We start from the raw sequence: 25,459 nt of genomic DNA, 5'->3' as shown, positions 1-25,459 counted from the left end.
TATAATAAATAATTATAATAATCGACACTTTACAATGGTAAAAATAGAACGTAAAATAAACGCATATGAGAATACTCAATGGTATAGCAGCTTCAGGTGGAATATCATGTGGTAAAGCTTTAGTTTTTACCCATAATAACCTTGAAGTAAGCAAAGAAAAAATTGGACCTAACAAGGTTAAGGAAGAATTAGAAAAGATTGAAAAAGCTGTTCAAAAGAGCTTAGAAGAAACTCAGTCTTTATTTGATTCTATTCATGATGATACAAGGAAAGCAATATTAGAGACTCATATCATTATGTTGCAAGATCCAGAATATATTTCTGAGATTAAGGATTCAATAAGTATTCATTATCAAAATGCAGCTTGGGCAGTTGAAAGTGTAACAGCATCTTTAATTGCAACCCTTGAAGCAAGTGATATAGAGATGATTAGAGAGAGAGCCATTGATTTAAGTGATATTTCGAGGCTTTTAATAGATAATTTAAGTGAGAGAAAAAGCAATACATTAAGTCAAATAAAAGAAGAAGTTATTCTAGTAGCAGATTCTTTACTTCCATCAGAGATGCTTAAAATTGACAAAAAATGGATTAAAGCTATTGCCGTAGATACGGGAGGAAGAACCTCTCATGTAGCTATATTTGCTCGTTCATTTGGAATCCCAACAGTTTTAGGACTTTATGGAGCATCTTTAAAAGCAAGAGATGGAGATGAAGTAATTCTTGATGGTAATGAAGGTCAAATTATTATAAGACCTGAGTGGTATGTAAAAGAAAAGTTTGAAGTAATAAAACAAAATTGGGAAAGCCATCAAAGAGAACTTCTTTTAGTTGCAAAACTTCCAGTTATTTCTCCAGACAAAAAAGAGTATGTATTAAAAGCTAATATAGAAACAGCTGATGAAGTTGATTCTGCCTTAGAAAAAGGTGCAAGTGGGATTGGCTTATTTAGAAGTGAGTTTTTGTTCTTACAAAAAAATGGAAGCTTAAAAGAAGATGTTCAATTTGAAGCATACAAAGAAGTATTAGAGCAAATGAAAGGCAAGCCAGTAACTATTAGGACAATAGATATTGGAGGAGATAAGGCTGTTTCGGGACTAGGAATAGATGAAGAAAACCCAATCTTAGGTTGGAGAGCAATCCGATTTTGCTTAGAGAGAAAAGATATTTTTAGAATTCAGCTTAGAGCCTTGTTAAGGGCTTCCATTTATGGAAAACTTCATATAATGTTCCCTATGATTAGTGGTCTTGATGAATTAGAGAAAACTTTATTAATATTAAAGCAAGTCAAAGAAGAACTTAGAGCAAATAAAATACCATTTGATGAAGATATAAAGGTGGGAACTATGATTGAAGTACCCTCTGCTGCTCTTATATCTGATGAATTAGCAAAAAGGGTTGATTTTTTCTCTATAGGAACAAACGACTTAATCCAATATACTATAGCAGTTGATAGAGGAAATGAGAAAATCGCTTATCTTTATCAACCTTTCCACCCTGGAGTATTGAGACTGATAAAAATAGTTATAGACAATGCTCACAAAGCCAAAATACCAATAGGCATGTGTGGAGAGATGGCAAGTAATCCTTATGCAACGGTTTTACTTGCAGGCCTTGGTTTAGATGAATTTAGCATGAGCCCCTCTTCTCTTTTAGAAGTTAGAAAAATATTAAGAGAGGTAAATTACACAGAAGCAAAGCAGATGGCTGATAAAGTATTGAAAATGAATTCATCAACAGCTATTGTATCATTTGTCAAACAATGGATGAGAAATCGCTTTGACCACTTACCAAAATCACATACTCTTTAAAAAGATAAGGTGATTAATTAGATAAGGAGAAAGCAGAAAAATAATTCTGTATTAATTATGGATAGTCAACAAATACCAGTAATTTCAATTATAGGAAGGCCTAATGTAGGTAAATCTACATTATTTAACAGATTGATTGGCAAAAGAAGAGCAATCACAGACCCGACTCCTGGAGTTACTAGAGATCCAATTCCAGAGAGATGTTTAATTGGAAATCATTATATTACTTTAGTCGATAGTGGCGGGGTAAAGCAGGAACTAGAAGGACTTGATGATTTAGTTAGTCAAAAAAGTCTTTCTCTTTTAGAGAAGAGTGATGTAATAATTTTCATGATGGACTGTATGAGAGTTACAGCAGAAGATGAAGTATTAATAGAAAAATTACGCCCTTACTCAGACAAAGTATTATTAGTTATAAACAAAATAGATGATTCAAATAGAGAGAATCTAATTTGGGAATATTATTCTTATGGATTTCAAAGAGTTTTAGGAATAAGTGCTGCTCACGGATTAGGTATAGAAGAATTAGAAGAAACTTTATTAGGGTTATTAGATCTTGAAGAAAGATTTGAAGCACCTGATGAAGTTGAAACAGTTAAAATTGCAGTTTTAGGGAAACCAAACACTGGCAAAAGCACATTAACAAATCTTTTAGTTGGAGAAGATGTTTCAATAGTATCAACAATTGCGGGTACTACAAGAGATGTAGTTAGAGGAGCTTTTTCATACAAAGGAACAGATTTTACAGTATTAGATACAGCTGGAATAAGAAGGAAAAGTAAAGTTGATGAAGATGTTGAATATTATTCAGTAAACAGAGCTATAAAAACCATAGATGAAGCTGATGTTATCTTATTAATGATAGATAGTGTTGAAGGCTTATCTGATCAAGATAAAAAAATAGCAAACTTAATTGTTCGAAAAGGAAAGGGAATAGTATTAGTATTAAATAAGATTGACCAACTTACTGGAATAGATAATGAATTAACAGCAATCAAAGATAGAATGAGATTCTTATTCCCAATTTTAGGATTTGCTCCAATTACAGCAATAAGTGCACTAAATGGTACTAAAATTCCTGCTATGTTAGATACTGTTTGGAGTGTTTGGAAGCAACTAAATAAAAGAGTTGATACTTCAATAATCAACAATGCTTTAAAAGATTGGACAGAGAGTTATACCCCTCCTAGAGGAGGAGAAGGCCATTTTAAAGTTTATTATGGTACTCAAGTAAGTGCAACTCCAGTTAGATTCTTATTTTTTGTAAATAGAATTAAAAGTTTTCCAGAAATTTATGTAAAATATTTGAAAAACTGTATAAGAAGAGATTTAGGTTTCTCACAGATTCCAATTGAAGTAGATTTAAGAGAGAGAAGGAGAAATCCCTCTTTAAATAAAAAAGGTGATAAACCAATTTTGTCAAAATATTCTACTGAAAAAAGTCCATCTGAATCGAAGAGTGTTAAAAAACCTTCTTCAGGAAGAGCGGTAGCAAAGAAGAAAGGTAAAAAACCTGGCAATAAAGCAGCTCTTGGAAAATCAATTGAAAAAGTTAAAAAAGCAGAGAAGAATAGAAGAGGACGCAAAAAATAATGGGAATCGTCAAAGATAAAGATATCAAGGCAATTTGCCTTGATATCGATGGAACTTTATATCCTCGATTTCAAATGAATTTTAGATTGATTCCTTCTTTTTTTCCTGATATTAAGCTCGGAATCAATTTTAATCGAGTTCGGCAAGAATATAGAAAAACGCAAGAGAGCGAAAAACCTTTAAGTGATGATAGAAAAGGATTTTTAGAAAAGCAAGCAAAAATATATTTAAAAAAAGATAATCCATCAAAAGCTGAAATTGAAAAAATTATCAAGAAAATAGATAAACAATTTTATAAAACCTGGGAAAAGACTTTTTTATCAATTAAAGCTTATAAAAACATGGTTAGCACCTTAAAAGAAGCTAAAGATCAAAATTTAAAAATAGTATTATTAAGTGATTTTCCCATAGCTAAGAAAGTTTCAACATTACAAATCGAAGATCTTGTTGATTTTGCAATATCAAGTGAAGAAACAGGATATCTAAAACCAAGCGAAAAACCCTTTATTTATATTACTAATTATCTAAAACTAGATCCAAAAAGTTGTATTTATGTGGGAGATAGTTATAATAAGGATATTATAGGTGCAAAAAAGATAGATATGAACACTCTTTATTTAACTAATAAGTCAAGTGATAAAAAATATCCCAAAGCTGATTATATTTGTAAAAATTGGTTTGAGATCGAAAAATTATTATTTGGGTTATAAAGGAGGCAACTCTTGAACATTTCGATTGTATTACCATTTTTATTATTTTTATTAACAATAGTAATAAATCTAGTTGTGATAAATTCAAAACTAAATGATAAAAATCAAAATACTAATGCTCAAAAAAGAATTTTAGAAAAAATTAGAAGAGCAGAGCAAAATTTAAATGATAATATTATTTTAACGGAAGAGAAAATAAGTTCTCAAAAAATCGAAGTAAATAATATTTGTTCACAAATCGATAATAAAATTAGAGAATTAACCTCACACAGTCAAGAGTTAGCCCAATTATCGAATACCCTAAATGAATATAGGTCAATGTTAGCTGTTTTAGAAGTATCAACAAATAAGACACATGAGTGGGTTATTACAGTAAGAAATGACTGTAAAAAATTAGAAGAATTACAGAAAATTATAGAAGAACATCAAAAGACAACAGTAGAAGTAATAAACTCCTATGGTGAAGCTGTTGAAAAGCAAAACAATTTTTACGGAGAGTATGAAAAAAAATTAGAAAATATAAAAAACAATTACATAAATGAAGTCAATGATTATGTAAGAGTAGCTGTTGAAAATCTCAACTCTAAAATCATTTCTATTAATCAAGTATCAAATGAAGCAAATAAATCAATAAAAGAAGCTAAGCAAGCCTTTGACAATTTAGCAAAAGAAGAGATACAATTTGCAACAGAATCTAAAAACACTTTACAAGAGTATAAAAAAGAGAGAGATATAGCTCTTGAAAAAGCAAAAGAAGATATAGCTAAAGGTTTAAAAGATTCTATAGAATTACATAAAACTAGCATAGGCCGGGCTAACGAACAATATTTAATTAAATATGCAAAAGAAATTGAAAATATTAATTTGAGAAAAATGGTAGAGGCTGATGAGGCTTTAAATACTTTAATTGATTCAATTAATTATTTGAAGGAAGCTGATAATACTAAAAATAAAAGCTTTAATAACAATAACAAAGCAACAAAGATAATAAAAGAAGAAAAAAAAGAACCTTTGAAACAGGAAAATGAAGATACCATAGGGGATGATAATAAAGAGAGTGAAATAAAAAAACAAAAATCTATTAATAAAGATGATAAAATCTTCTATCCTATTGGAGAAGAGGAAGAAATCCTTCTAGATTAAAGTTTTTTTGTTCTAATACTTGACGATTAATAGACCCCGTATTATTTTTATTTCGTAAATAAAATTCATAAAGGGAGAAATTAACTAATGATTATTTATTAGTTAATTTTTTAAGGCCTTTTAATTAATACAGGAAAGTAAAAATGAGTAAAGAAACTACTGATAAAACAGAGCAAAAAGTAGAAGACAAAAATATTGAAGTAAATATTGAAAGACCTCAAGAGAAAGAAGACAAAAAAGAAGAAGTTAAAACAGAAGTAAAAGAAGCCAAAAAAGATAAAAAGGCTAAAAAAGAAAAGAAAGAAAAAAAAGAATTAACACCTCTTGAAGAAAAGGATTTAGAAATCGCAAAATTAAAAGCTGAATTAGAAGCTGCTAAAAAAGCAGAACAAGAAGCAAAAGATCAACTACTTAGAAAAGTAGCAGAACTTGAAAACTTTAGAAAACGTCTAATAAGAGACAAAGAAGAAAGTATTCATTTTGCAAATACCCAATTGATTAGTGATCTTTTACAATCGTTAGATGATTTTGATAGAGCTATCACTGCATCAGAAACCTCTAGAGACTTTGATAAGATTCATGATGGGGTTGTTATGGTAAATGATAAACTTCATTCGATTTTAGAGAAGAATTGGGGATTAAAGAAAATAGATTGTGTTGGTAAGGAATTCGATCCATCTTTACATGAAGCATACATGATGGAACAATCCGATGAATATGATAAGGAAGTAGTTTTGCTTGAATTAGGAGCTGGCTATACTTTACATGATAGAGTAATAAGACCTGCAAAAGTTAAAGTTGGTAAACCAAATTAATTGACGAATTGAAGTAGAATTATTACCTTTGTGTTAGATATTGAAAATAAAAGAAATTAAACAAAACCAGGAGATATAAAATGGGTAGAATTATTGGAATAGATTTAGGAACCACAAACAGTTGTGTTTCTGTAATGGAAGGAAATGAACCAATTGTAATAGCCAATTCTGAAGGCCAAAGAACAACACCTTCAATTGTTGGATATACAGCTAAAGGTGACCGTTTAGTAGGTCAACCTGCCAAAAACCAAATTGTAACCAATGCTGAGAATACAGTATTCTCAATAAAACGTTTTATGGGACGTAAATATAATGAAGTACCTTCAGAATTAAGTATGATTCCATATAAAATTAAAGCAGGAGCTAATCAAGAAATAAAAGTTGATATAAGAGGCAAAGAATATTCACCACAAGAAATTTCTGCAGCAGTATTACAAAAGATGAAAAAAACAGCTGAAGATTATCTAGGTGAAACAGTTACTGAAGCCGTTGTAACAGTACCAGCATATTTCAATGACTCACAAAGACAAGCAACAAAAGATGCAGGTAAAATTGCAGGTTTAGATGTTAAGAGAATTGTTAACGAACCAACAGCTGCAGCATTAGCATATGGTTTCGGTAAAGATGCTTCTAAAGAAGAAAAAATTGCTGTATACGATTTAGGTGGTGGTACATTTGATATTTCAATCCTAGAATTAGGTGATGGAGTATTTGAAGTAAAATCAACTAATGGTGATACTCATCTAGGTGGAGATAACTTTGACCAAGTAATTATCGAATGGATGATTGAAGAGTTTAAAAAAGAAACAGGAATTGATTTAAAGAGCGATAACATGGCTCTTCAAAGATTAAAAGAAGCTGCTGAAAAGACAAAGATTGAATTATCTAATTCAACAAACTCAGATATTAACTTACCATTTATTACAGCAGATCAAACAGGACCTAAACATTTGCAAATGTCTTTAACACGTGCTCGTTTTGAACAAATGATTAAACCACTTGTTGAAAAAACAAAAGAACCTTGTGTTAAAGCTTTAAAAGATGCAGGTCTTAGTGCAAGTGACATTGATGAAGTTATTTTAGTTGGTGGATCATCTCGTATTCCTTTAGTACAACAAGCTGTTAAAGATTTATTTAAAAAAGAACCTCACAAAGGTGTAAATCCTGATGAAGTTGTAGCAATGGGTGCAGCAATTCAAGGTGGTATTTTAGGTGGTAATGTTAAAGATGTATTATTATTAGATGTTACACCATTATCATTAGGAATTGAGACACTAGGTGGTGTATGTACAAAATTAATTGAAAGAAATACTACAATCCCAACTAAGAAGAGTCAAATTTTCTCAACTGCTGCTGATGGTCAAACTGCTGTATCAATTCATGTTTTACAAGGTGAACGTGAAATGGCATCACAAAATAGAACCTTAGGAACTTTCAACTTAGAAGGAATTCCTGCAGCACCTAGAGGAGTACCTCAAATAGAAGTAACATTCGATATTGATGCTAATGGTATTGTACACGTATCAGCAAAAGACTTAGGAACAGGAAAAGAGCAAAAGATTAGAATTGAAACCTCTTCAGGTTTATCTGATTCAGAAATTGAGAAGATGGTTAAAGATGCTGAAGCTCATGCAGAAGAAGATAAGAAAGAAAGAGCTAAGATTGATGCAAGAAACGAAGCTGATGGTTTAGTTTATTCAACTGAAAAATCTCTAAAAGATTATGGAGACAAAGTAAGTAGTGAAGACAAAGCTAAGATTGAAGCAGCATTAGCAGACTTAAAGAAAGTAATTGCAGATTCTTCTGCAAGTGCTGAAGATATTAAAGCTAAGACAGAAGCATTACAACAAGCTGCTTATAAGTTAGCAGAAGAAGTATATAAGAATTCTGCTGGTGCACAACAAGCTCAAGGTGGTGCAGATCCAACAGCTTCAGCTCAACCAAATGATAGTCAAGCAAACAATGCTAACTCTGCTACTAATAATGATGGTGTTGAAGACGCTGACTTTGAAGTTGTAGACTAAAATTGTTTTAATCTATAAACTAAAAAACACATCATGTCAGCTGTGGCATGATGTGTTTTGATGAAAACTAAGCAAGGAAAATTGTCGTGGCAAAACGAGATTATTATGAAGTATTGGGAGTTTCAAAAAACGCTAGCGCAGATGAGATAAAAAAAGCTTATCGAAAATTAGCAATTGCAAACCACCCAGATAAGAACCCTGGAGATAAAGCTGCTGAAGAACGCTTTAAAGAAGCAACTGAAGCATATGAAGTTTTAAGTGATGAAAAAAAACGTTCAACTTATGATCAGTTTGGATTTGCAGGAGTTGATGGAATGGCTGGTGGGCATGATTATTCTCATGTATACAGCGATTTTAGTGATATTTTCGGTGGTGGTGGATTTAGCGACATTTTCGAATCTTTTTTTGGTGGAGGAACTTCCTCTTCAAGAAGGAGTTCAAGACCAAGTGTAGGTGCTACTCTTAGATATGATGTTACATTAGATTTAGAAGAAGCTGCTTTTGGGAAAAAAATAGAAATATCTTATGCTCACCATATAGCCTGCCCAACATGTAATGGTAGTGGTAGTAAGACAGGTGGAACAAAATTATGTCCACATTGTAATGGTACAGGTAAAGTAAACAGAGCAAGTGGATTCTTTGCAGTTTCAACCCCATGTAGTAACTGTAATGGTACAGGACGGGTTGTAGAAGATCCTTGTAATAATTGTCATGGAACAGGAGTTGTAAGAAAACAACAGAAAGTTAAAGTTTCAATACCTCCTGGAGCAGATGATGGAACTAGAATATCACTTAGAGGAATGGGAGATGCTGGCAGAAATGGTGGTCCTTCAGGGGATTTATATGTATATATAAATGTAAGACCACATAAGTATTTTATTCGCCATGGATATGATTTATATGTTCAAATCCCTATTTCTATTACACAAGCTGCTTTAGGGACAGAAATTAAAGTTCCATTACTAGAAGGAAAAAAAGTAAAAATCACTATACCTTCCGGTGTACAAACTGGTAAATTAATTAGAGTAAAAGATAAAGGTATTCCAAAAGACAGGAATATGAGTAGAAGAGGTGATATGTATATCAAACTTAGAGTTGATACCCCTAAATTGGGTTTAACCTCTCAAAAAGCTAAAAAACTATTAAAAGAATTAGCTAAAGTATTAGGTGAAGATGAATCACCAACTCCAATACCTTTTGAATAAGATTAAATTATAAAATATATAATAGGTCATTTGTTTCAATAACTAGTTGAAGTAAATGGCCTTTTTTTAATTAGAAAACATCAATTCACTTGAGTTAACTAATTCCTTGTGGACTAGTATTTTTTTTAATAAAATGATAGTTTTTATTTACATTATCAAAGGGTAAGGAGTAGCACCATGGGTGAAAAAATATATGGACGCCATGCAATAGAAGAAGGACTTAAACTAGCACCAGCAGGATCCACATTATATATTTGCAGAGGTGGCAATAATAAATATTCAGATTTAGATAGAATTGCAAGATTTAGTCAAAAAGTAGCAGTAAAAAAAATATCAAAAGCAGAAATGGATAAAATGATGCCAGGCGTTGATCATAGAGGCGCAATATTAGATTTAGGTGGAGCAAGAAGATCTGTTAGCAGAGTTAATACAACTAGCGTTAAAGAGTATCTTTCTACATTAGAAGATGGCAAAGGCGGACTAGTCTTAATTTTAGATGGAATAACAGATCCTCACAATCTTGGAGCAATACTTAGATCTTGTGATCAATTCGCAGTTGATTTAGTAATAATTCCTGAAAGAAGAAGTGTTCAAGCAAATGAGACAGTAATTAAAATATCAAGTGGGGCAGCACAATATGTTCCAATTGCTCCTGTTGTAAATATTAATAGAGAAATTGATTTATTGCAGAAAAATGGCTTTTGGGTTTATGCTGCAGACATGAATGGAACAGCTTCATATAAAACAGAATTTGCCTCAAGAAGTGTAATTGTTATGGGTAATGAGGGATCAGGTATCTCAAGATTAGTTAGAGAAAAATGTGATTATGTTGTTTCGATTCCAATGAATGGACACATAGACTCTCTTAATGTCAGTGTTGCTGCAGGAATACTCCTATATGAAGTAAGACGTAATTCATAATTTAATTAATAATAGAATAAAGAAAACAAATCTAATTGTCATTTGATGATTAGATTTTTTTTTATTAAAGAAGAAGTTTTAATTTTCATGGTATGATATTTTTTATTAGTAAAAAAAGTATTATAAATTCTAACAATAATTTTTACCGAAATAGAAATTGAGATATATGTAAAAAATAATAATTAAAAATTATTAATAGATAGAAAATTATATAAAACGAATATATATACAATAAATTGAATAAATATTTTGTTTTTTTAGGGCAAATATTGCTATCTTATGTTATAATAGAAACGAAATTTTATATTTTTTTAATGGTTCAATCACTTTCCTTGTGTGATTTGGAATTAGTATCTTAAATAATAAAATTAGATTTTTTAATAGATTGTAAAAAAAAGGCAATTCCTTTAATGTTGTTGTTACCACACAATAACAAAAGAGAGTTGCCCTACATGGAATATATCAAATTACCTTCAGTATTGAAAGGTTTTACTAATACAAATACTAAAATTGTTGAAACAAAATCAAATAAACTAATGTATCTTATTGATGGACTATTTAAAAATGATGAAGAATCACCACTTTGTCCTAATTGTAATAAAAGATTACATGTTAATGATAAATATCAAGTTAATTTAAGACATCTAAGTATTGGAAGCAAACTCAGTAACATCCGATTTACTAAAGAAAGATATAGATGTCCTAGTTGTGGATATACTAAAATGGAAAATATTCCTTTTAAAGCTCCACGACATAGAATTACTTTTGAATTATATCAATATACTAGAGATCTTTTAGCTTATGGCTTTACTAATAAAGAAATATCAGAAATTACAGGGCTTGGAAAAAATACTGTTAAAGATATAGATTTAGAAAGACTAAAAGAGAAATATACAATTGATGGGACTAAGTTAATTAAACCTGAAAAACAAGCTAAGTTTCTTGGAATTGATGAATTTAAACTTCATAATGGTCATAAATATGCTGGAGTTATTATTGATATGGAAACAGGCCATATTCTTTGGTTAGCTCATGGTAAGAAAAAAGCTACAGTTTATTCTTTTATTGATCATGTAGGTCTTGATTGGATGGATGGTGTTGAAGCAATTGCTTGTGATATGAATAGTGACTTTGAAGAAGCATTTGAAGATTGTTGTCCACATATACAGCCTGTCTTCGATTTTTTCCATCTCCAAAAAAATCTTTGTGATAAAGTCATAGGAGAAGTCAGAAAAAATGAATATCGAAGACTAATGAAAGAAGGTGACAGTGAAGCTGCAACTTCTCTAAAAAGAAGTAGATACATTTTAACTTCATCAAAAACAACTCTTCAACGAAAAGATAAAGAAGCAGAAGAATCAAAAGTAATATCAAAAGGAAACACACTTTTTCATAAAGAAGAAGTAGTTAGAAAATCAGGTTATGTTGATAGATACGAAGAATTAATAAATCAAAATAAGCTTCTCTTTACTACAGATATAATTAAAGAGAAGCTATCTAAAGCATATAAAATGACAGATGAAGTTAAAATGGCTAAAGAGATATCAGAAATAATGGATATCTGCAGTGCTACAAAAAACAAACACTTTCTTTGGTTTAAAAGGCTACTAGATAATCACTTTGAAGGTATCATAGCTCATGCTACATATAATATATCAGCTGGAAAGATAGAAGGAATTAATAATAAAATTAAAACTATAAGAAGACAGGGCTATGGGTATCCAGATGATGATTATTTCTTTTTAAAGCTCTTCGATGCAAGTAGGAAAGCTTATGTTAGGAATCCTCCATCAAATAAAATCACACAAAGTTTGTGATTGAGCCTTTTTAATTTATCTAATATAAAACAAAGGAGATTTTTTTATGAAAAAAACGTTAACTATTGCTCTTAGTTTAGTTCTTTTAACAACATTATTTATTTCTTGTGGTGGTAAAAAAGAAGAAACTAAAACAGAGACAACTGTCACTAAAGAAGCTACTACATCTACTACTGAGGAACCAAAAGAAGAAGTAGTTGAAGATGAAGCATTCCATATTGGTATTGTAACAGGAACCGTATCTCAATCAGAAGATGATTTACGTGGTGCAGAAAGATTAATTGAAGAATATGGAACAGTTGCAGAACGTGGTATGATTCAACACGTAACTTATCCAGATAACTTCATGGATGAATTAGAAACAACGATTTCTGTTATTGCTGGATTAGCAGACGATCCGATGATGAAAGCTGTTATTGTAAACCAAGCTATTCCTGGTACAACAGAAGCATTTAGAACTATTAAAGAAAAGAGACCTGACATTTTATGTATTGCTGGTGAAGCACATGAAGATCCAGGTGTTATCCAATCTGCAGCAGATTTAGCAGTTAATAATAACTTCGTTGCTCGTGGTTATTTAATTATTAATACAGCTAGATAATTAGGTTGTGATACTTTTGTACATATTTCCTTCCCTCGTCATATGAGTTATGAAACACTAAGTCGTCGTGCTGCTATCATGGAACAAGCTTGTAAAGATTTTGGTATGGAATTTATATTTGAAACAGCTCCAGATCCAACTAGTGATGTTGGTGTAGCAGGTGCTCAACAATATATCTTAGAGAAAGTTCCATCTTGGATAGAAGCTTATGGCCAAAATGCAGCATTCTTCTGTACAAATGATGCACACACTGAACCATTATTAAGACAATTATTAACTTATGGTGGATATTTCATTGAAGCTGACTTACCTTCTCCATTAATGGGTTATCCTGGAGCTTTAGGTGTTGACTTAACAGAAGAAAAAGGTGACTTCCCTGCAATCTTAGCTAAAGTTGAAGAAGCTGTAGAAGAAAAGGGTGGTGCTGGAAGATTTGGAACTTGGGCTTATAGTTACGGCTATACAACAACAGCAGCTTTAGGCCAACATGCAATTAATGTAATTAATGGTGAAAGTGAATTACTTAAACTTTCTGATATAATGAAAGCTTATAATAAATACACACCAGGTGCAAAATGGAATGGTGCCTTCTTTACAGATGTTAATACAAGTGTAAGAGCTAAAAACCATATCTTAATTTATCAAGATACATATATCATGGGTAAAGGCTATATGGGAACTCCAGAAGTAGAAGTTCCAGAGAAATATTTTACTGTAAAATAGTGGATAATATTAATGGGTAAACCCAAAGTTTAAAGGATTGTAAAGTTTTTACTTTGCAATCCTTTATAGCGAAATATATAAGGAAAAATGATGAAAGAGAAGAAAAATCCTTTACTTGAAATGAGAAATATCAGTAAAGACTTTTCTGGTAACAAAGTATTAAATGATATTAATTTTTCAATAGAGGCTGGAGAAATTTTAGGGCTCGTTGGAGAAAATGGCGCTGGAAAAAGTACTTTAATGAAAATTCTTTTTGGAATGGATGAAATTAGAGAAACCGGAGGTTATGGTGGTCAGGTCATAATTAAAGGTGAGATTGTTAATTTTAATTCTCCTTTAGATGCCTTAGAGAAAGGTATTGGTATGGTTCATCAAGAGTTTTCATTGCTACCAGATTTTACTGCTGCTGAGAATATTGTATTAAATCGAGAACCATTAAAGAAATCTATTGCAAGTGAATTGTTTGGGGAAAGAATGAACTCCCTCAATAGAGAAAAAATTGAGGACATAGCAAATGCTTCCATTAAAAAATTAGGTGTTAAATTAGATACCACTATGAAAGTATCTTCTATGCCAGTTGGTCATAAACAATTTACCGAAATTGCTAGAGAATTAAGTAAAGATACATCAGGAGATTCAAATCCAATTGAATTATTGGTTCTTGATGAACCTACAGCTGTGCTTAGCGAAAAAGAAGCAGATAGTCTACTTGTTGCAATGAGAAAACTTGCTAAAGAAGGCATTGCAATTATATTTATTAGCCATAGACTTAATGAAATTATCGATGTTTGTGACAAAATGATGGTAATGAGGGATGGTTTAATAATTAAGCATACTCCTGTAAAAGGTGTAAAAGTTCAAGACATCGCAAAATGGATGGTTGGAAGAGCTGTATCAAATTCTACTAAAAAAAGAGAATTTGATTATAAAAATAAAGAAACTATATTAAGTATAAACAACCTTTGGGTTGATATGCCAGGAGAAATGGTAAAAAATGTATCTCTCGATGTTAAAAAGGGAGAAATCTTAGGCATTGGTGGTATGGCTGGCCAAGGAAAATTAGGTATTCCAAATGGTGTTATGGGGTTATATACTGCCGGTGGAAAAGTTATATTTAATGGACAAGAATTAAAGTTAAACAATCCTCGTTCTTTATTAGATGCAGGACTTGCCTTTGTAAGTGAAGATAGAAGAAGTGTTGGTTTACTTTTAGACGAAACTCTTGAATGGAATGTTGCTTTTACAGCTATGCAAGTACAAGATAAATATTTGAAAAAATATTTAAAAGGTTTTATGACTTGGAGAGATAGTAAAGCTATTGAAAAGGTTACACAGAAATATATCGATCAACTTGAAATTAAATGTACAAGTTCAAAGCAAAAAGCTAAAGAATTATCAGGTGGAAATCAACAAAAAATTTGTTTAGCTAAGGCTTTTGCTTTAGAGCCTAAATTACTTATTGTAAGTGAGCCTACAAGAGGAATAGATATTGGAGCTAAATCTTTGGTATTAGATTCTCTTAGGAAATATAATCAAGAGCTTGGTACTACAATTATTATCATTTCTTCGGAACTTGAAGAATTGAGAGCAATAAGTGATCGAATTGCTATTGTTACTGATGGTAAAATTGAAGGTATTTTAGAAGCTTCTAGGCCTAGTGAAGAATTCGGACTACTTATGATAGGTCAAAAGGTTGAGGAGGTTGTCTAATGGGAAAAATAGCGATTATAGAAAAGATAAAAGATTTTATACGTAATTTTGGATGGCCAAGAATAATAATAGGTTTATTCCTTTTTTCATTATTTGTTATGGCACCTTTTGTGGGAGTTAATATAAATACATCTCTTTCAGATACATTAACTCGATTTGGAATGAATAGTATTATGGTTTTAGCTATGGTTCCTATGATTCACAGTGGTTGTGGGTTAAATTTTGGGTTACCTTTAGGAATTATTGCTGGTTTATTAGGCGGTACTTTAGCTATTGAATTTAATTTTGTTGGACCCATTTCATTTTTAATGGCAATGATTTTATCTACGCCTTTAGCAATTATTTTTGGTTGGGGCTATGGTAAATTATTAAATAGAGTTAAAGGTGGAGAGATGATGATTGCAACTTATGTTGGTTTTTCATCAGTTGCTTTCATGTGTATGATGTGGTTATTATTACCATATTCAAGTCCAACAATGGTATGGGGATATGCTGGTAAAGGTCTTCGAACTACAATTTCAACTGAGGGATTTTATCTTCATGTATTAAATGATTTCTTATCAATAAGAATTGGGGATCACTTCTATTTTCCAACTGGAATGTTTATATTATTTGCTATATTAGCTTTTGTTATTTGGGCTTTTTTGCATTCAAAGAAAGGGACTGCCATGACAGCTGTAGGCTCAAATCCAGTTTTTGCAAAAGCCTGTGGAATTGATATTGATAAAACAAGAACACTTTCTGTTATTTTATCAACTTGGCTTGGAGCGATAGGTATTTTAGTATATCAACAATCTTTTGGTTTTATTCAGTTATATATGGGACCTTTCTTTATGGCTCTGCCTGCAGTATCAGCAATCTTAATAGGTGGTGCTTCAGTAAATAAAGCTTCTATTACAAATGTTATAGTTGGTACTTTTTTATTCCAAGGTATTTTAACTATGACACCTAGTGTTATGAACTCAGTAATACAAACAGACATGTCTGAGGTTATTCGTATTGTAGTATCTAATGGAATGATTTTATATGCATTAACTAGAAAAACGGAGGCTACAAGATGAAAAAAATAACCTTTAAAAGTATAAAGAATTTAGTTAGAAATAATCTTGTAACAGTTTTATTCTTGATTATATGTGGGTTTGGAATACCCTTAAGTGGATATTCTCCTTCATATTTAATTTCACAAGTTATTATTAGACTTTCAAGAAATTCGTTTTTAATTTTAAGTTTGTTAATTCCAATTATGGCTGGTATGGGTCTAAATTTTGGTATGACTCTTGGTGCTATGGCTGGTCAAATAGGATTAATTTTAGTAACTGACTGGAATATAATTGGAATTCCAGCAATGGTACTAGCCATGATAATTAGTATTCCAATATCTATTTTATTGGGTCAACTTTGTGGAAGAATTTTAAATAAAGCTAAAGGTAGAGAGATGGTAACATCATATATCTTAGGATTTTTTATGAATGGTGTGTATCAATTAGTAGTTTTGTATGGCATGGGCCCAATAATTCGAATAAAAAATGCTTCTTTAGTTTTACCAAGAGGTTATGGAATTAGAAATACTGTTAATTTAATTGGTATTAGACAAAGTCTAGATTCAATTTTTGATATTAGTATTTTCGGCATAAAAATTCCTTTAATGACTTTTATTGTTATAGCTGTAGTTTGTATTTTTATAGTTTGGTTTAAAAAGACTAAACTTGGACAAGATATGAGGGCTGTAGGGCAGGATATGGAAGTTGCTGCAGCTGCAGGTATCCAAGTTGAGCATACAAGAATAGTTTCAATTGTTATATCCACAGTCGTTGCTGGAATAGGTATGATTATATATCTACAAAATATTGGTACATTAAATACCTACAACTCACACACACAAATTGGAATGTTTAGTGTAGCAGCTTTATTAGTTGGAGGGGCTTCAGTTAGCAAAGCTAATATTGGTAATGTATTTTTAGGTGTTATTTTATTTCACTTAATGTTTATTGTATCACCTATGGCAGGAAAAAACTTAATAGGACAAGCACAGCTTGGTGAATACTTTAGAGTATTTGTCTCTTATGGAGTTATTACAATGTCTCTTGTTTTATATGAAATGAGAAAGAAAAGAGAGAATCTAGCAAATGCTGAGCTATTAGAGGAAAATCAAGGAGCTGCAAATGACGATTAATAAAAGAAGGTTTTATGTTAGAGCAGCTGCTATTGTTATAGTTATTTTATTCGGTGTTTTGATGGCATTTATTGGGAAACAACATACTATCTTACTTGATAATAAAAATATTGTGATAGATGGAACTGAATTGAAAGCTCTCTCTCTTGTTGAGATTCAAGTAGATGATGAACCTTCTATGGAGCTTGCAAAAAGGGATAGAGATTTAGTTTTAGTACAAGGCCAAAAACATACAGTCAAAGTTATTTATGCTGATGAGAACTGGAATGAAATTGTATTAGAGCAGAAATTTAAAATTCCATTTGGTCAAGATATGTTACTCTTTTCTATACCTGCTTTCATAAATAATATAGATGATGTAGATAATTTTATACAACCATTTGAAATTGAAGTAGTTTCAGATAATTAATTTAATGCTCAGTTTTAATATATCTAATTAAAGCTGAGCATTTTCAGTAAAGACAAATTAAAATACTTTTATTTATTATTAAGTTAAATTTTATAAATGATAAAAACGAAGTAAGAAAATATATTTCTAAATATATTTCATAATAAAACCACCCAATCATTTTATGGGTGGTTTAAAATAAAATAGATATTTAATTAAAAATTACAGATATCATAAAATTTAACTCCGATATCTTTTCTATACCACATACCCTCAAATTTAATATGTTTAATAGCTTTATAAGCCTCTTCGCTAGCTTTAATAATATTTGTTGATCTACCTACGATAGTAACACAACGACCACCGGTAGTAACAATCTTAGAGCCTTCTTTATCAATACACCCATAGAAAAATAGAGGTAAGTCTTTGCTAAAAGTATTAAAGAGTAAAGGAGAAGATATAGGTTCAACTTCTTTATTAATTACAGGATTTCCTGGATATCCTTCACTTGCTATAACAATAGCAGTACAAGTATCGTTGCTAATATCTAATTTAAAATTACCAATATTGTCATTATTTAAAGTCTCATATATTTCAACAGCATCAGATTTGATTAAAGGAATAATAGACTGGGTTGCGGGGTCATTAAGACGAACGTGATAATCTACCAAAATTGGACCTAAATCTTTATTAAGAATGAGAGAAAGAGTTAAAACCCCTCTATATAAAAGGTTTTCCTTTTTCATTCCTTCAAGGACAGGATTAATAATTTTATCTTTAATTATATCTTTGTTAATTTGAGAAATTGGAACAGGACAGATAGAGCCCATTCCACCAGTGGGTAGCCCTCCTTTTTCTGTTTTAGTATATTCACTACAGATAGGGAGCATTAGATAACCTTTATTATCTATGAATAAAGTAACAGTTAGAGGAAGTCCCTCAATATGATTTTCTAATAGTATAGGAGCATTTTCTAACAGTTTTTTAGAGAAAGACAATAGAGCTTGTTTATTATCACTATCTATCATAACTCTACTTGGTGCTTGTTCGTTACTTTTAATTACAAATCTTTTGTTTTCATTTTTATTGAGAAATTTAGAAAGGGAAGAAAAATCTTTAAATATTTTATGCTGAGGTATCAAAATATTATATTTTGTTGAAAAATCCCTAGCATACTCTCTATCGTTTTCTAGTTTTAAACAATGAGAAGGAGTTCCAAAGACAGTAATACCTTTTTCTTTTAAGAAATCGACAACCCCAGTCATTAGAGGAGCTTCTGTTCCGATAAAAACAGTATCAATGTTATGGAGAAGACATGCTCTATAAACACTTTCAGGAGAAGATGGATTAACGTATTTTAAATTTACAGCAATTCCTTCTGTCCCGATATTGCCATGAGCAACATATAAGCCATTTATAAGTTTGCTTTGCGAAAAAAACCATGTGATTGCATGGTCCTTAGCTCCGGAGCCTAGTACTAATAATCTCATTAAAGATCCCCCTTAGTTCTGTAAAGATACCATTATCATAATGTTAGGGTCAACATGTATTTATCCAACAAATTTAATTGTTATTGACTTAACAAAGATAATGCATCTATATAGTCTTGTTTACTATTAGCTTTCATCAATAATTGTTTAACTTTTGATGATCCTCTAATTCCTTTTAAATAAGCACAACAGTGTTTACGCATTTCTCTATAAGCAAGGTCTTCTCTTTTTACAGAGCACATTAAATCAAGTTGTTCTAGTATTATATTTACTCTATCTTCAATAGAAGAAGGGTAAATATCTTCTCCAGTTAGAAGTAAATGTTTTGTTTGTTCAAAAATAAAAGGATTTCCAATAGCACCCCTTGCGAACATAAGCCCATCGACATTTGTTTCTTTTATCATATTTAAGCCATCATTTGGTTTAAATAAATCTCCTGATCCAAAGACTGGAATCCCTTTGTAGTTTTCATGAACCATAGTTGCTAATTTTTCTAATCGATCCCAATGAGCAGTTGGCATATACCCTTGTGTTTTAGTTCTAGCATGCATACATAAACTACTGGCACCACTATCTATAGCTAGCTTTGCAAAGTCTATATAGTTTTCATTTTCTAAATCCCATCCCGTTCTAAATTTTACACTTACTGGAATGTCGGTGTGGGTAGAAATAAATCTAACTAAGTCAGCCATAACATTAGGTGTTTTCATAAGGGCACTACCTGCACCTGTTTTAGTTACTTTTGGGACAGGACATCCACAATTTATATCAATTATAGTTGGGTTAGCTTTTAATAAATTATCAAACCCTCTTTCAAGTGAATCTAGATTGTCAGTAAAAATTTGTATTGCAAAAAGTTTTTCATTTTCAGCACGTGTCATTAAGTCTGTAGTTTTTTTGTTATTTCTAGCAATACCTTCAGTGCTTACCATCTCTGAAGTGGTAAGGTTTGCCCCATGTTTAAGGCATAATGATCTAAAAGGAATGTCAGTATATCCAGCTAAAGGTGCTAAGAATAGATTTCCTTCAATTTTAACATTTTTTATATAGATTGGATGATATAAAGAATCGTTATACAATATTATCTCCTAAGGTCTTTCTTATTTTATTTAGTCTCATATTATATTTTATCAAAGAGTTCTAAAATATAATATATATTTTTGTAGTATAATTTAGTTTTTAAAGAAAAAAATAATAAATGTAATAGTTGAAAATCAAAAATAAGTAGATACTTCTCTATTATTTGACTTTTTATCTTACTCGTGATACTTTATTTTGTAACGTTGATTTCAAGTAAGTTACGTTAATAGGAACTTTATGAAGACTAATAAACAAAATAATGATAAAGAAATGAATCAAAAACATCCAGATTCTGGCTATATATATTTAATTAAAAATCCTGCTTCAAATGAGGTTGCACTTTGTGCTTGGGATAAACCTCTTCCAATAGGAGAAAAAGTAATTTTTGACACTCGTTATGGTCTTGATTTAGGGGTAGTTGTTGGAGATGCCTCTCAATTAGGTAAACCATATCGATGTGGTAATACTAATGCATGTGGAGCCTGTATTTGTGGTGAGAGCGTTGAAGAGGATAATAGTGATTTAGTTGCAGAAGGAGAGCCTTCTCAATTAGAAGATGAAGAAAAAGAAGTTGTCCTCTATAGGAATTTTGATAATCTAGATAATAGTTGTAAACATTGTGGAAAAGAAAAGGTAGAAATTAAAAACAATGTTACTTGGCTTGAGAGAGTTGCAACACAGCATGATTTAGAAAGATATGAAGATTTATGCAAGAGAGAGAAAGATGCTCTAACATTATGCAGGGAAAAGATAAAAAAGCATAAATTAGAAATGAAACTAGTAACTGCTCATTTTTTACTAGTAGAACCAAAGGTCGTTTTCTTTTTTACCTCAGATGTTAGGGTAGATTTTAGAGAATTAGTAAAAGATCTAGTAAGTGTTTTCAGGATTAGAATCGAGCTAAGACAAATTGGTGTTAGAGATGAAAGTCGAGTCCTTGGTGGATTAGCTGTTTGTGGTAGGGATTATTGTTGTCATGGAGTTACTGATAAATTACAACCTGTTTCAATCAAGATGGCTAAAGAACAGAATTTATCATTGAATTCAATGAAAATTTCAGGACCATGTGGTAGACTCCTTTGTTGTTTAGCATATGAGCAAGATTATTATGTAGAAGAGAAATTAAAATTTCCTCCTGAAGGAAGTAGATTAAAAATTGGAAGAGAGTTAATGAAAGTATCTGAGGTCAATGTAATTACTAAAAAGTTATTATTAGTTGCAGCAGATGGAAGGATGCTTAATATTGACGCTACAAAAACAAAGTATAATAGTGAAAGTAAATATTGGGTTGTTGATAAAGAATATGTCAAACAGCTTCTTGAAGATTAATCACTTAAATACTGATAGAGAAAAAAAATGTATTATTATTGAGTAAATAAATTATTTATTACTTAAAACTTCGGTTTGTATTGACCGAACTTATAAAGTTGTGATATTTTAGGTACTTGTTGGAAATAAGCCAACTCATTTAATTTTATAAATGACAAGAAAATAATAAAAAATATAAGTAATATTTTGGAGGTATTACGTGTCTAACAACAATTCCGCAAAAAAAAGAGAAAGACAAAATATCACTCGTCGCATGAGAAACCGAGCAATTAAGAGTGAAGTTAGAACAGCTATAAAGAAATTTGAGAAATGTATTTTAGCTGAAGATAAAGCTGCTGCTGAAGTAGCTATGAAAGAAAGTTTTAAATTATTAGATTCTGCTACAAGTAAAGGTGTTTTACATAGAAATACTTCAAGTCGTAAAAAATCTAGAATTTATGCTGCCCTAGCTAAATTAAACTAGTAGATAATATAATTTTTAAGGAGCATTTTTTATGGCAGAATCCAAGAAATTGACTAAATCTATTATAATTGATAATTTATATGCCAAATTAAAAGAACGTTATGAAGATACTGATATTACAAAAGCAGAAATTCATATGTTAATTGACGAGTTCTTTGAAGAAGTTAAAGATGGTTTGAAAAGAGACCAAGTGATAGAACTTAGAGGTTTCGGTACTTTTGAGGTACATACAAGAAAACAAAGAGATCGTGCACACAATCCTAAAACTGGTGCTCCTGTTACTGTAGATACTCATGGAGTTGCTTTCTTTAGACCAGGTCGTGAGTTAAAAGAAAGAGTTTGGAACCTTCGCGGTTAATAAATAATATTTCCTGATAAATAATGGAGATCTTCAATTGTTTAAATTACACTCTAATAGAAACCTCGGGACTGTAGTCTCTGAGGTTTTATTGTTAATAATATCTGCATTTATATTTGCAATATCTTTTCCTAGTTTCATTAGCCTTAATGGATTATGGGTTTTATCTTTTATTGCCCTTATTCCTATGTTTGCAGTTATCCATAACACAAAGTGGTATCTAACCCCTGTCTATGGATTTCTTTATGGATTTGTCTTTTATTTAATATTTAACTATTGGTTAAAGACTTTCCATCCACTAGCCATACTTTTAGTTCCAATAATTAAGGGTGGTGAATTGCTTATAGCTTTTCCCTTATTCAAATTAATTGATTCAACGTTCAAAAAACGTGGTTTTTTGCTTAATGCCATCTTATACACCGCCTATACATATGTATCTCAAAATTGGTTTGCTGGTTACCCTTATGGTATATTAGGCTATGCTCCTTATAAATTTTTACCATTTATTCAAATAGCTTCAATCACAGGTGTTTGGGGTATTAATTTTATCATGGTTTTACCTCAAATATTCTTTGGAGTTTACTTAGGGGATTATTTAGCAGATAAAGCTAAACCTTTTAAAGCTTTCTTAAAAGAATATATTATTGATGAAGTTGTATTTATAATAGTATTTATAGCAATTTTAATTTTTGGTTTTATTTCCATAAGGAAATGGGATAATACAGAACCTCAAGATATTTGGAAAGTTGCAAGTGTTCAACACAGCAGTGATACTTGGAAAGGTGGATATTTAACATATAAGAGAAACTTTAATAATTTAAGATTGTATTCGCTTGAAGCCTTAAGTGAAAATCCTGATATAGTTATATGGAGTGAAACAGCTTTTGTTCCGAGTGTAGCTTGGCATGAGAAATATCCTAGTGATGAGGATACAAGCAAACTTGTAGAAGAGTTTGTAAACTTTGGATATGAACTTGGAGTTCCTCTTTTAACAGGAAATCCTGAAGGTGTTCTTGATGATGAAACTAAGCCCGCTATATTAGAAAATGGTGAGTGGAATAGAAAAGATTATAATACAGTAATCTATTTTAATGATGGTAAAATTGAACAAACATATAGAAAACAACATTTAGTACCATTTACAGAGCACTTTCCTTATGAAAAACAGATGCCACATTTATATGCTCTCTTAAAAGCAAATGATTACCATTGGTGGGAAAAAGGTGATGAGCCTGTAGTCTTTACAGCTGAGAGGGGAATAACATTTTCAACACCAATATGTTTTGAAGATGTTTTTGGAGAAATCTCAGCAGACTTTGTTAGAAACGGTGCTAATGTAATTGTAAATATGACAAATGATGGTTGGGCATATTCTGTAGTAAGTGAGATGCAACATGCAGCCATAGGCGTCTATAGATCAATTGAGAACAGACGGTCTACCATTAGGAGTACTAATAGTGGTATAACCTGTAGAATAGACCCTGTAGGTCGAATGATTGATCCAATGGAACCTTTCCATCCAGGTTGGAAAATATATGAAGTTCCTGTTTTTACAACCGAAGCAAATGGCTTTTCATTTTTTACATTACATCCAAACTTATTTGCTATAATAACAAAGTATGTATCTATTCTTTTAATAATTATTGCAGTAATATTAAAAATTAGTAATCGAGGGAAAAATGAGTAATAAAACAGCATCTATTTGTATAATTGGTTCTGAATTAACTAAAGGAATCATAGAAGATAAACATTCAAAATTAATATCTCAAGAATTAAATAAATTAAATATTATAGTAAATCAAATTGCAATAATTAATGATGATGGTTCTATAGAAGAACTTTTAAAATCATGGTTAGGCAAAAATGATTTAATATTTGTTACAGGAGGACTTGGACCAACTAGTGATGATTTAACAAGATCTGCTATAGCAAATGTAGCTAATAAACCTTTAGTAGAAAGTAAAAAAGCTTACGATGAACTATATAAACGTGTTGGAAAGAGGATTGAGGGTGCAAATTATAGTCAAGTACTTATACCTCAAGATTTCACCTTATTAGAAAATCCTTATGGTACTGCTGCTGGATTTAGAGGAAGCATTAAAGATGAAAAAGGTGAGACTGTAATTGTTAGTATGCCAGGACCACCTAGAGAATTAAAACCAATGTTTTTTGATTTAGTTCTTCCTTGGGTTAAAGAATATATCGGTTATAATGAAAGAATTACAACAGAATTATCAACTTTTTTAGTCTGTGAAAGCAAATTAGAAGAGGCTTGTGAGAGTTTAAAAATTGATGGGGCTACCTGGGGTACTAGATTTCAAGAGAACAGAATAAGCTTATTTGTTTATGGAGATAATTCAAAGTATTTTATATCTAAATTAAGAGATCTAATTGGCAACGAATTACTTTTAGATGGTAATATAGAAGCTATAGATTTATTAGTAAATGATTTAATAGAAAGTAAAAAGACCATCTCTTGTGCTGAGAGTTGCACAGGCGGACTTTGTGCAAAATTATTGACAGATAGAAGTGGAAGTTCATCATATTTTGAAGGTGGAGTAGTAAGTTACTCTAATAAAGTAAAAAATCAAGTTCTAAATGTAAAAAAAGATACTCTAGAGACATACGGTGCTGTTTCTAAGCAAACAGTTATAGAGATGGCAACTAATGTTAGAAAAATTTTATCAACAGATGTTTCTTTTTCAATTTCAGGAATTGCAGGTCCCACTGGCGGAACAGAAGAAAAACCAGTAGGTACAGTTTGGTTTGGTTTTAGTGCTGCTAATTTAGAGCCACAGGCTATTTGTCTTCACTTTACAGTCACCGGTAGAGCTGGAATCAGAAAAAGAGCTGCAGTAGCTGCGTTTTTATTAACAAGGTTGTATTTAAAGGGATATAGTTTGCTTGACATTATTAATAAGTGGGAATATATTTAGATTATCACATAGCTTATATTGCTTTCAAATTGAAAGCCTTATATTTATACTATATATCTGATTAATATGAGTAAAAGATTTCTAGTTTAAATACTATATATTCATAAATTAAACAAAATTGATGTAAAGATGATTAGGTAAGATGATAAACCTAATTTATTTCTTTGTATCT

The 25,459-nt window shown here is 31.0% G+C and carries 20 protein-coding genes and 1 pseudogene; 19 read left to right on the top strand and 2 right to left on the bottom strand.

Translation table 11 applies throughout. The features are described from left to right. The first annotated feature begins 65 nt into the window (after window positions 1–65). The 14 genes and pseudogenes from ptsP to ACZ5SO_RS11965 all read left to right on the top strand — a co-directional run bounded on the left by ptsP (window position 66) and on the right by ACZ5SO_RS11965 (window position 17,652). Window positions 66–1,808, top strand: a complete 1,743-nt coding sequence (gene ptsP / locus ACZ5SO_RS12030; RefSeq protein WP_464624901.1) for a phosphoenolpyruvate--protein phosphotransferase — start codon at window positions 66–68, stop codon at window positions 1,806–1,808. Window positions 1,809–1,865: 57 nt separating this feature from the next. Beyond that, window positions 1,866–3,401 carry a ribosome biogenesis GTPase Der gene (gene der / locus ACZ5SO_RS12025; protein ID WP_464624900.1) on the top strand — a complete coding sequence of 512 codons (1,536 nt, stop codon included), beginning with the start codon at window positions 1,866–1,868 and terminating at the stop codon, window positions 3,399–3,401. Further along, on the top strand, window positions 3,401–4,111 hold the full coding sequence (locus ACZ5SO_RS12020) for an HAD family hydrolase (RefSeq protein ID WP_464624899.1): 711 nt from the start codon (window positions 3,401–3,403) through the stop codon (window positions 4,109–4,111). The genes der and ACZ5SO_RS12020 overlap by 1 nt, the downstream gene beginning before the upstream one ends. A gap of 12 nt (window positions 4,112–4,123) precedes the next feature. After that, window positions 4,124–5,254: a hypothetical protein gene (locus ACZ5SO_RS12015; RefSeq protein ID WP_464624898.1), complete on the top strand. Its 1,131-nt coding sequence runs from the start codon at window positions 4,124–4,126 to the stop codon at window positions 5,252–5,254. 143 nt (window positions 5,255–5,397) lie between these two features. Further along, window positions 5,398–6,069: a nucleotide exchange factor GrpE gene (locus ACZ5SO_RS12010; RefSeq protein WP_464624897.1), complete on the top strand. Its 672-nt coding sequence runs from the start codon at window positions 5,398–5,400 to the stop codon at window positions 6,067–6,069. An 80-nt stretch (window positions 6,070–6,149) separates the two neighbouring features. Then, window positions 6,150–8,093 (top strand): molecular chaperone DnaK, encoded by a 1,944-nt coding sequence (dnaK, locus tag ACZ5SO_RS12005; RefSeq protein ID WP_464624896.1) that lies wholly within the window; start codon window positions 6,150–6,152, stop codon window positions 8,091–8,093. Between the two features lie 86 nt (window positions 8,094–8,179). Beyond that, window positions 8,180–9,298 carry a molecular chaperone DnaJ gene (gene dnaJ / locus ACZ5SO_RS12000; RefSeq protein WP_464624894.1) on the top strand — a complete coding sequence of 373 codons (1,119 nt, stop codon included), beginning with the start codon at window positions 8,180–8,182 and terminating at the stop codon, window positions 9,296–9,298. Between the two features lie 177 nt (window positions 9,299–9,475). After that, window positions 9,476–10,219, top strand: a complete 744-nt coding sequence (gene rlmB, locus ACZ5SO_RS11995; protein ID WP_464624893.1) for a 23S rRNA (guanosine(2251)-2'-O)-methyltransferase RlmB — start codon at window positions 9,476–9,478, stop codon at window positions 10,217–10,219. A gap of 452 nt (window positions 10,220–10,671) precedes the next feature. Beyond that, a complete protein-coding gene (locus ACZ5SO_RS11990) occupies window positions 10,672–12,036 on the top strand; it encodes an ISL3 family transposase (RefSeq protein WP_464624891.1) in 1,365 nt (454 codons plus the stop codon). 46 nt (window positions 12,037–12,082) lie between these two features. Next, a pseudogene (locus ACZ5SO_RS11985) lies at window positions 12,083–13,360 on the top strand (DUF3798 domain-containing protein). A gap of 90 nt (window positions 13,361–13,450) precedes the next feature. Next, entirely contained in the window at window positions 13,451–15,070 is a 1,620-nt protein-coding gene (locus ACZ5SO_RS11980; protein WP_464624890.1) for a sugar ABC transporter ATP-binding protein, read from the top strand. Next, entirely contained in the window at window positions 15,070–16,131 is a 1,062-nt protein-coding gene (locus tag ACZ5SO_RS11975; protein WP_464624889.1) for an ABC transporter permease subunit, read from the top strand. Before ACZ5SO_RS11980 ends, ACZ5SO_RS11975 begins: the two co-directional genes overlap by 1 nt. Then, on the top strand, window positions 16,128–17,243 hold the full coding sequence (locus ACZ5SO_RS11970) for an ABC transporter permease (protein ID WP_464624888.1): 1,116 nt from the start codon (window positions 16,128–16,130) through the stop codon (window positions 17,241–17,243). Before ACZ5SO_RS11975 ends, ACZ5SO_RS11970 begins: the two co-directional genes overlap by 4 nt. Continuing rightward, on the top strand, window positions 17,233–17,652 hold the full coding sequence (locus ACZ5SO_RS11965) for a DUF6672 family protein (RefSeq protein WP_464624887.1): 420 nt from the start codon (window positions 17,233–17,235) through the stop codon (window positions 17,650–17,652). The genes ACZ5SO_RS11970 and ACZ5SO_RS11965 overlap by 11 nt, the downstream gene beginning before the upstream one ends. Window positions 17,653–17,846: 194 nt before the next feature. Here the strand turns inward: ACZ5SO_RS11965 and purD are convergent, their stop codons facing one another. Further along, complete coding sequence (purD, locus tag ACZ5SO_RS11960) at window positions 17,847–19,121, bottom strand: phosphoribosylamine--glycine ligase (RefSeq protein ID WP_464624886.1); 1,275 nt, start codon at window positions 19,119–19,121, stop codon at window positions 17,847–17,849. An 80-nt stretch (window positions 19,122–19,201) separates the two neighbouring features. After that, complete coding sequence (gene dusB / locus ACZ5SO_RS11955; protein WP_464624885.1) at window positions 19,202–20,200, bottom strand: tRNA dihydrouridine synthase DusB; 999 nt, start codon at window positions 20,198–20,200, stop codon at window positions 19,202–19,204. 238 nt (window positions 20,201–20,438) lie between these two features. Here dusB and ACZ5SO_RS11950 point away from each other — a divergent pair, with 238 nt between their 5' ends. From ACZ5SO_RS11950 to ACZ5SO_RS11930, 5 genes are all read left to right on the top strand, one after another. Continuing rightward, window positions 20,439–21,530 carry a PSP1 domain-containing protein gene (locus tag ACZ5SO_RS11950; protein ID WP_464624884.1) on the top strand — a complete coding sequence of 364 codons (1,092 nt, stop codon included), beginning with the start codon at window positions 20,439–20,441 and terminating at the stop codon, window positions 21,528–21,530. A 199-nt stretch (window positions 21,531–21,729) separates the two neighbouring features. Then, entirely contained in the window at window positions 21,730–21,993 is a 264-nt protein-coding gene (rpsT, locus tag ACZ5SO_RS11945; protein WP_464624882.1) for a 30S ribosomal protein S20, read from the top strand. A 31-nt stretch (window positions 21,994–22,024) separates the two neighbouring features. Next, a complete protein-coding gene (locus tag ACZ5SO_RS11940; RefSeq protein WP_464624881.1) occupies window positions 22,025–22,351 on the top strand; it encodes an HU family DNA-binding protein in 327 nt (108 codons plus the stop codon). 37 nt (window positions 22,352–22,388) lie between these two features. Further along, complete coding sequence (gene lnt / locus ACZ5SO_RS11935) at window positions 22,389–24,038, top strand: apolipoprotein N-acyltransferase (protein ID WP_464624880.1); 1,650 nt, start codon at window positions 22,389–22,391, stop codon at window positions 24,036–24,038. Beyond that, window positions 24,031–25,287 carry a nicotinamide-nucleotide amidohydrolase family protein gene (locus ACZ5SO_RS11930; RefSeq protein ID WP_464624879.1) on the top strand — a complete coding sequence of 419 codons (1,257 nt, stop codon included), beginning with the start codon at window positions 24,031–24,033 and terminating at the stop codon, window positions 25,285–25,287. The genes lnt and ACZ5SO_RS11930 overlap by 8 nt, the downstream gene beginning before the upstream one ends. Window positions 25,288–25,459 lie beyond the last annotated feature (172 nt).

The sequence above is a fragment of the Pleomorphochaeta naphthae genome (assembly GCF_055396005.1).
Note: the sequence above shows the minus strand (reverse complement) of the source record. Positions and strands in the feature narration are given on the sequence as shown.

What these genes read in the sequence shown, in the direction of transcription:
- ACZ5SO_RS11970 (WP_464624888.1), top strand. Translation starts at nt 16,128, where the DNA reads ATGAAAAAAATAACCTTTAAAAGTATAAAGAATTTAGTTAGAAATAAT.
- ACZ5SO_RS11930 (WP_464624879.1), top strand. Translation starts at nt 24,031, where the DNA reads ATGAGTAATAAAACAGCATCTATTTGTATAATTGGTTCTGAATTAACT.
- ACZ5SO_RS12010 (WP_464624897.1), top strand. Translation starts at nt 5,398, where the DNA reads ATGAGTAAAGAAACTACTGATAAAACAGAGCAAAAAGTAGAAGACAAA.
- ACZ5SO_RS11965 (WP_464624887.1), top strand. Translation starts at nt 17,233, where the DNA reads ATGACGATTAATAAAAGAAGGTTTTATGTTAGAGCAGCTGCTATTGTT.
- rlmB (WP_464624893.1), top strand. Translation starts at nt 9,476, where the DNA reads ATGGGTGAAAAAATATATGGACGCCATGCAATAGAAGAAGGACTTAAA.
- ptsP (WP_464624901.1), top strand. Translation starts at nt 66, where the DNA reads ATGAGAATACTCAATGGTATAGCAGCTTCAGGTGGAATATCATGTGGT.
- der (WP_464624900.1), top strand. Translation starts at nt 1,866, where the DNA reads ATGGATAGTCAACAAATACCAGTAATTTCAATTATAGGAAGGCCTAAT.
- dnaK (WP_464624896.1), top strand. Translation starts at nt 6,150, where the DNA reads ATGGGTAGAATTATTGGAATAGATTTAGGAACCACAAACAGTTGTGTT.
- ACZ5SO_RS11990 (WP_464624891.1), top strand. Translation starts at nt 10,672, where the DNA reads ATGGAATATATCAAATTACCTTCAGTATTGAAAGGTTTTACTAATACA.
- ACZ5SO_RS11980 (WP_464624890.1), top strand. Translation starts at nt 13,451, where the DNA reads ATGAAAGAGAAGAAAAATCCTTTACTTGAAATGAGAAATATCAGTAAA.
- ACZ5SO_RS11950 (WP_464624884.1), top strand. Translation starts at nt 20,439, where the DNA reads ATGAAGACTAATAAACAAAATAATGATAAAGAAATGAATCAAAAACAT.
- ACZ5SO_RS11975 (WP_464624889.1), top strand. Translation starts at nt 15,070, where the DNA reads ATGGGAAAAATAGCGATTATAGAAAAGATAAAAGATTTTATACGTAAT.
- ACZ5SO_RS12020 (WP_464624899.1), top strand. Translation starts at nt 3,401, where the DNA reads ATGGGAATCGTCAAAGATAAAGATATCAAGGCAATTTGCCTTGATATC.
- ACZ5SO_RS11940 (WP_464624881.1), top strand. Translation starts at nt 22,025, where the DNA reads ATGGCAGAATCCAAGAAATTGACTAAATCTATTATAATTGATAATTTA.
- purD (WP_464624886.1), bottom strand. Translation starts at nt 19,121, where the DNA reads ATGAGATTATTAGTACTAGGCTCCGGAGCTAAGGACCATGCAATCACA.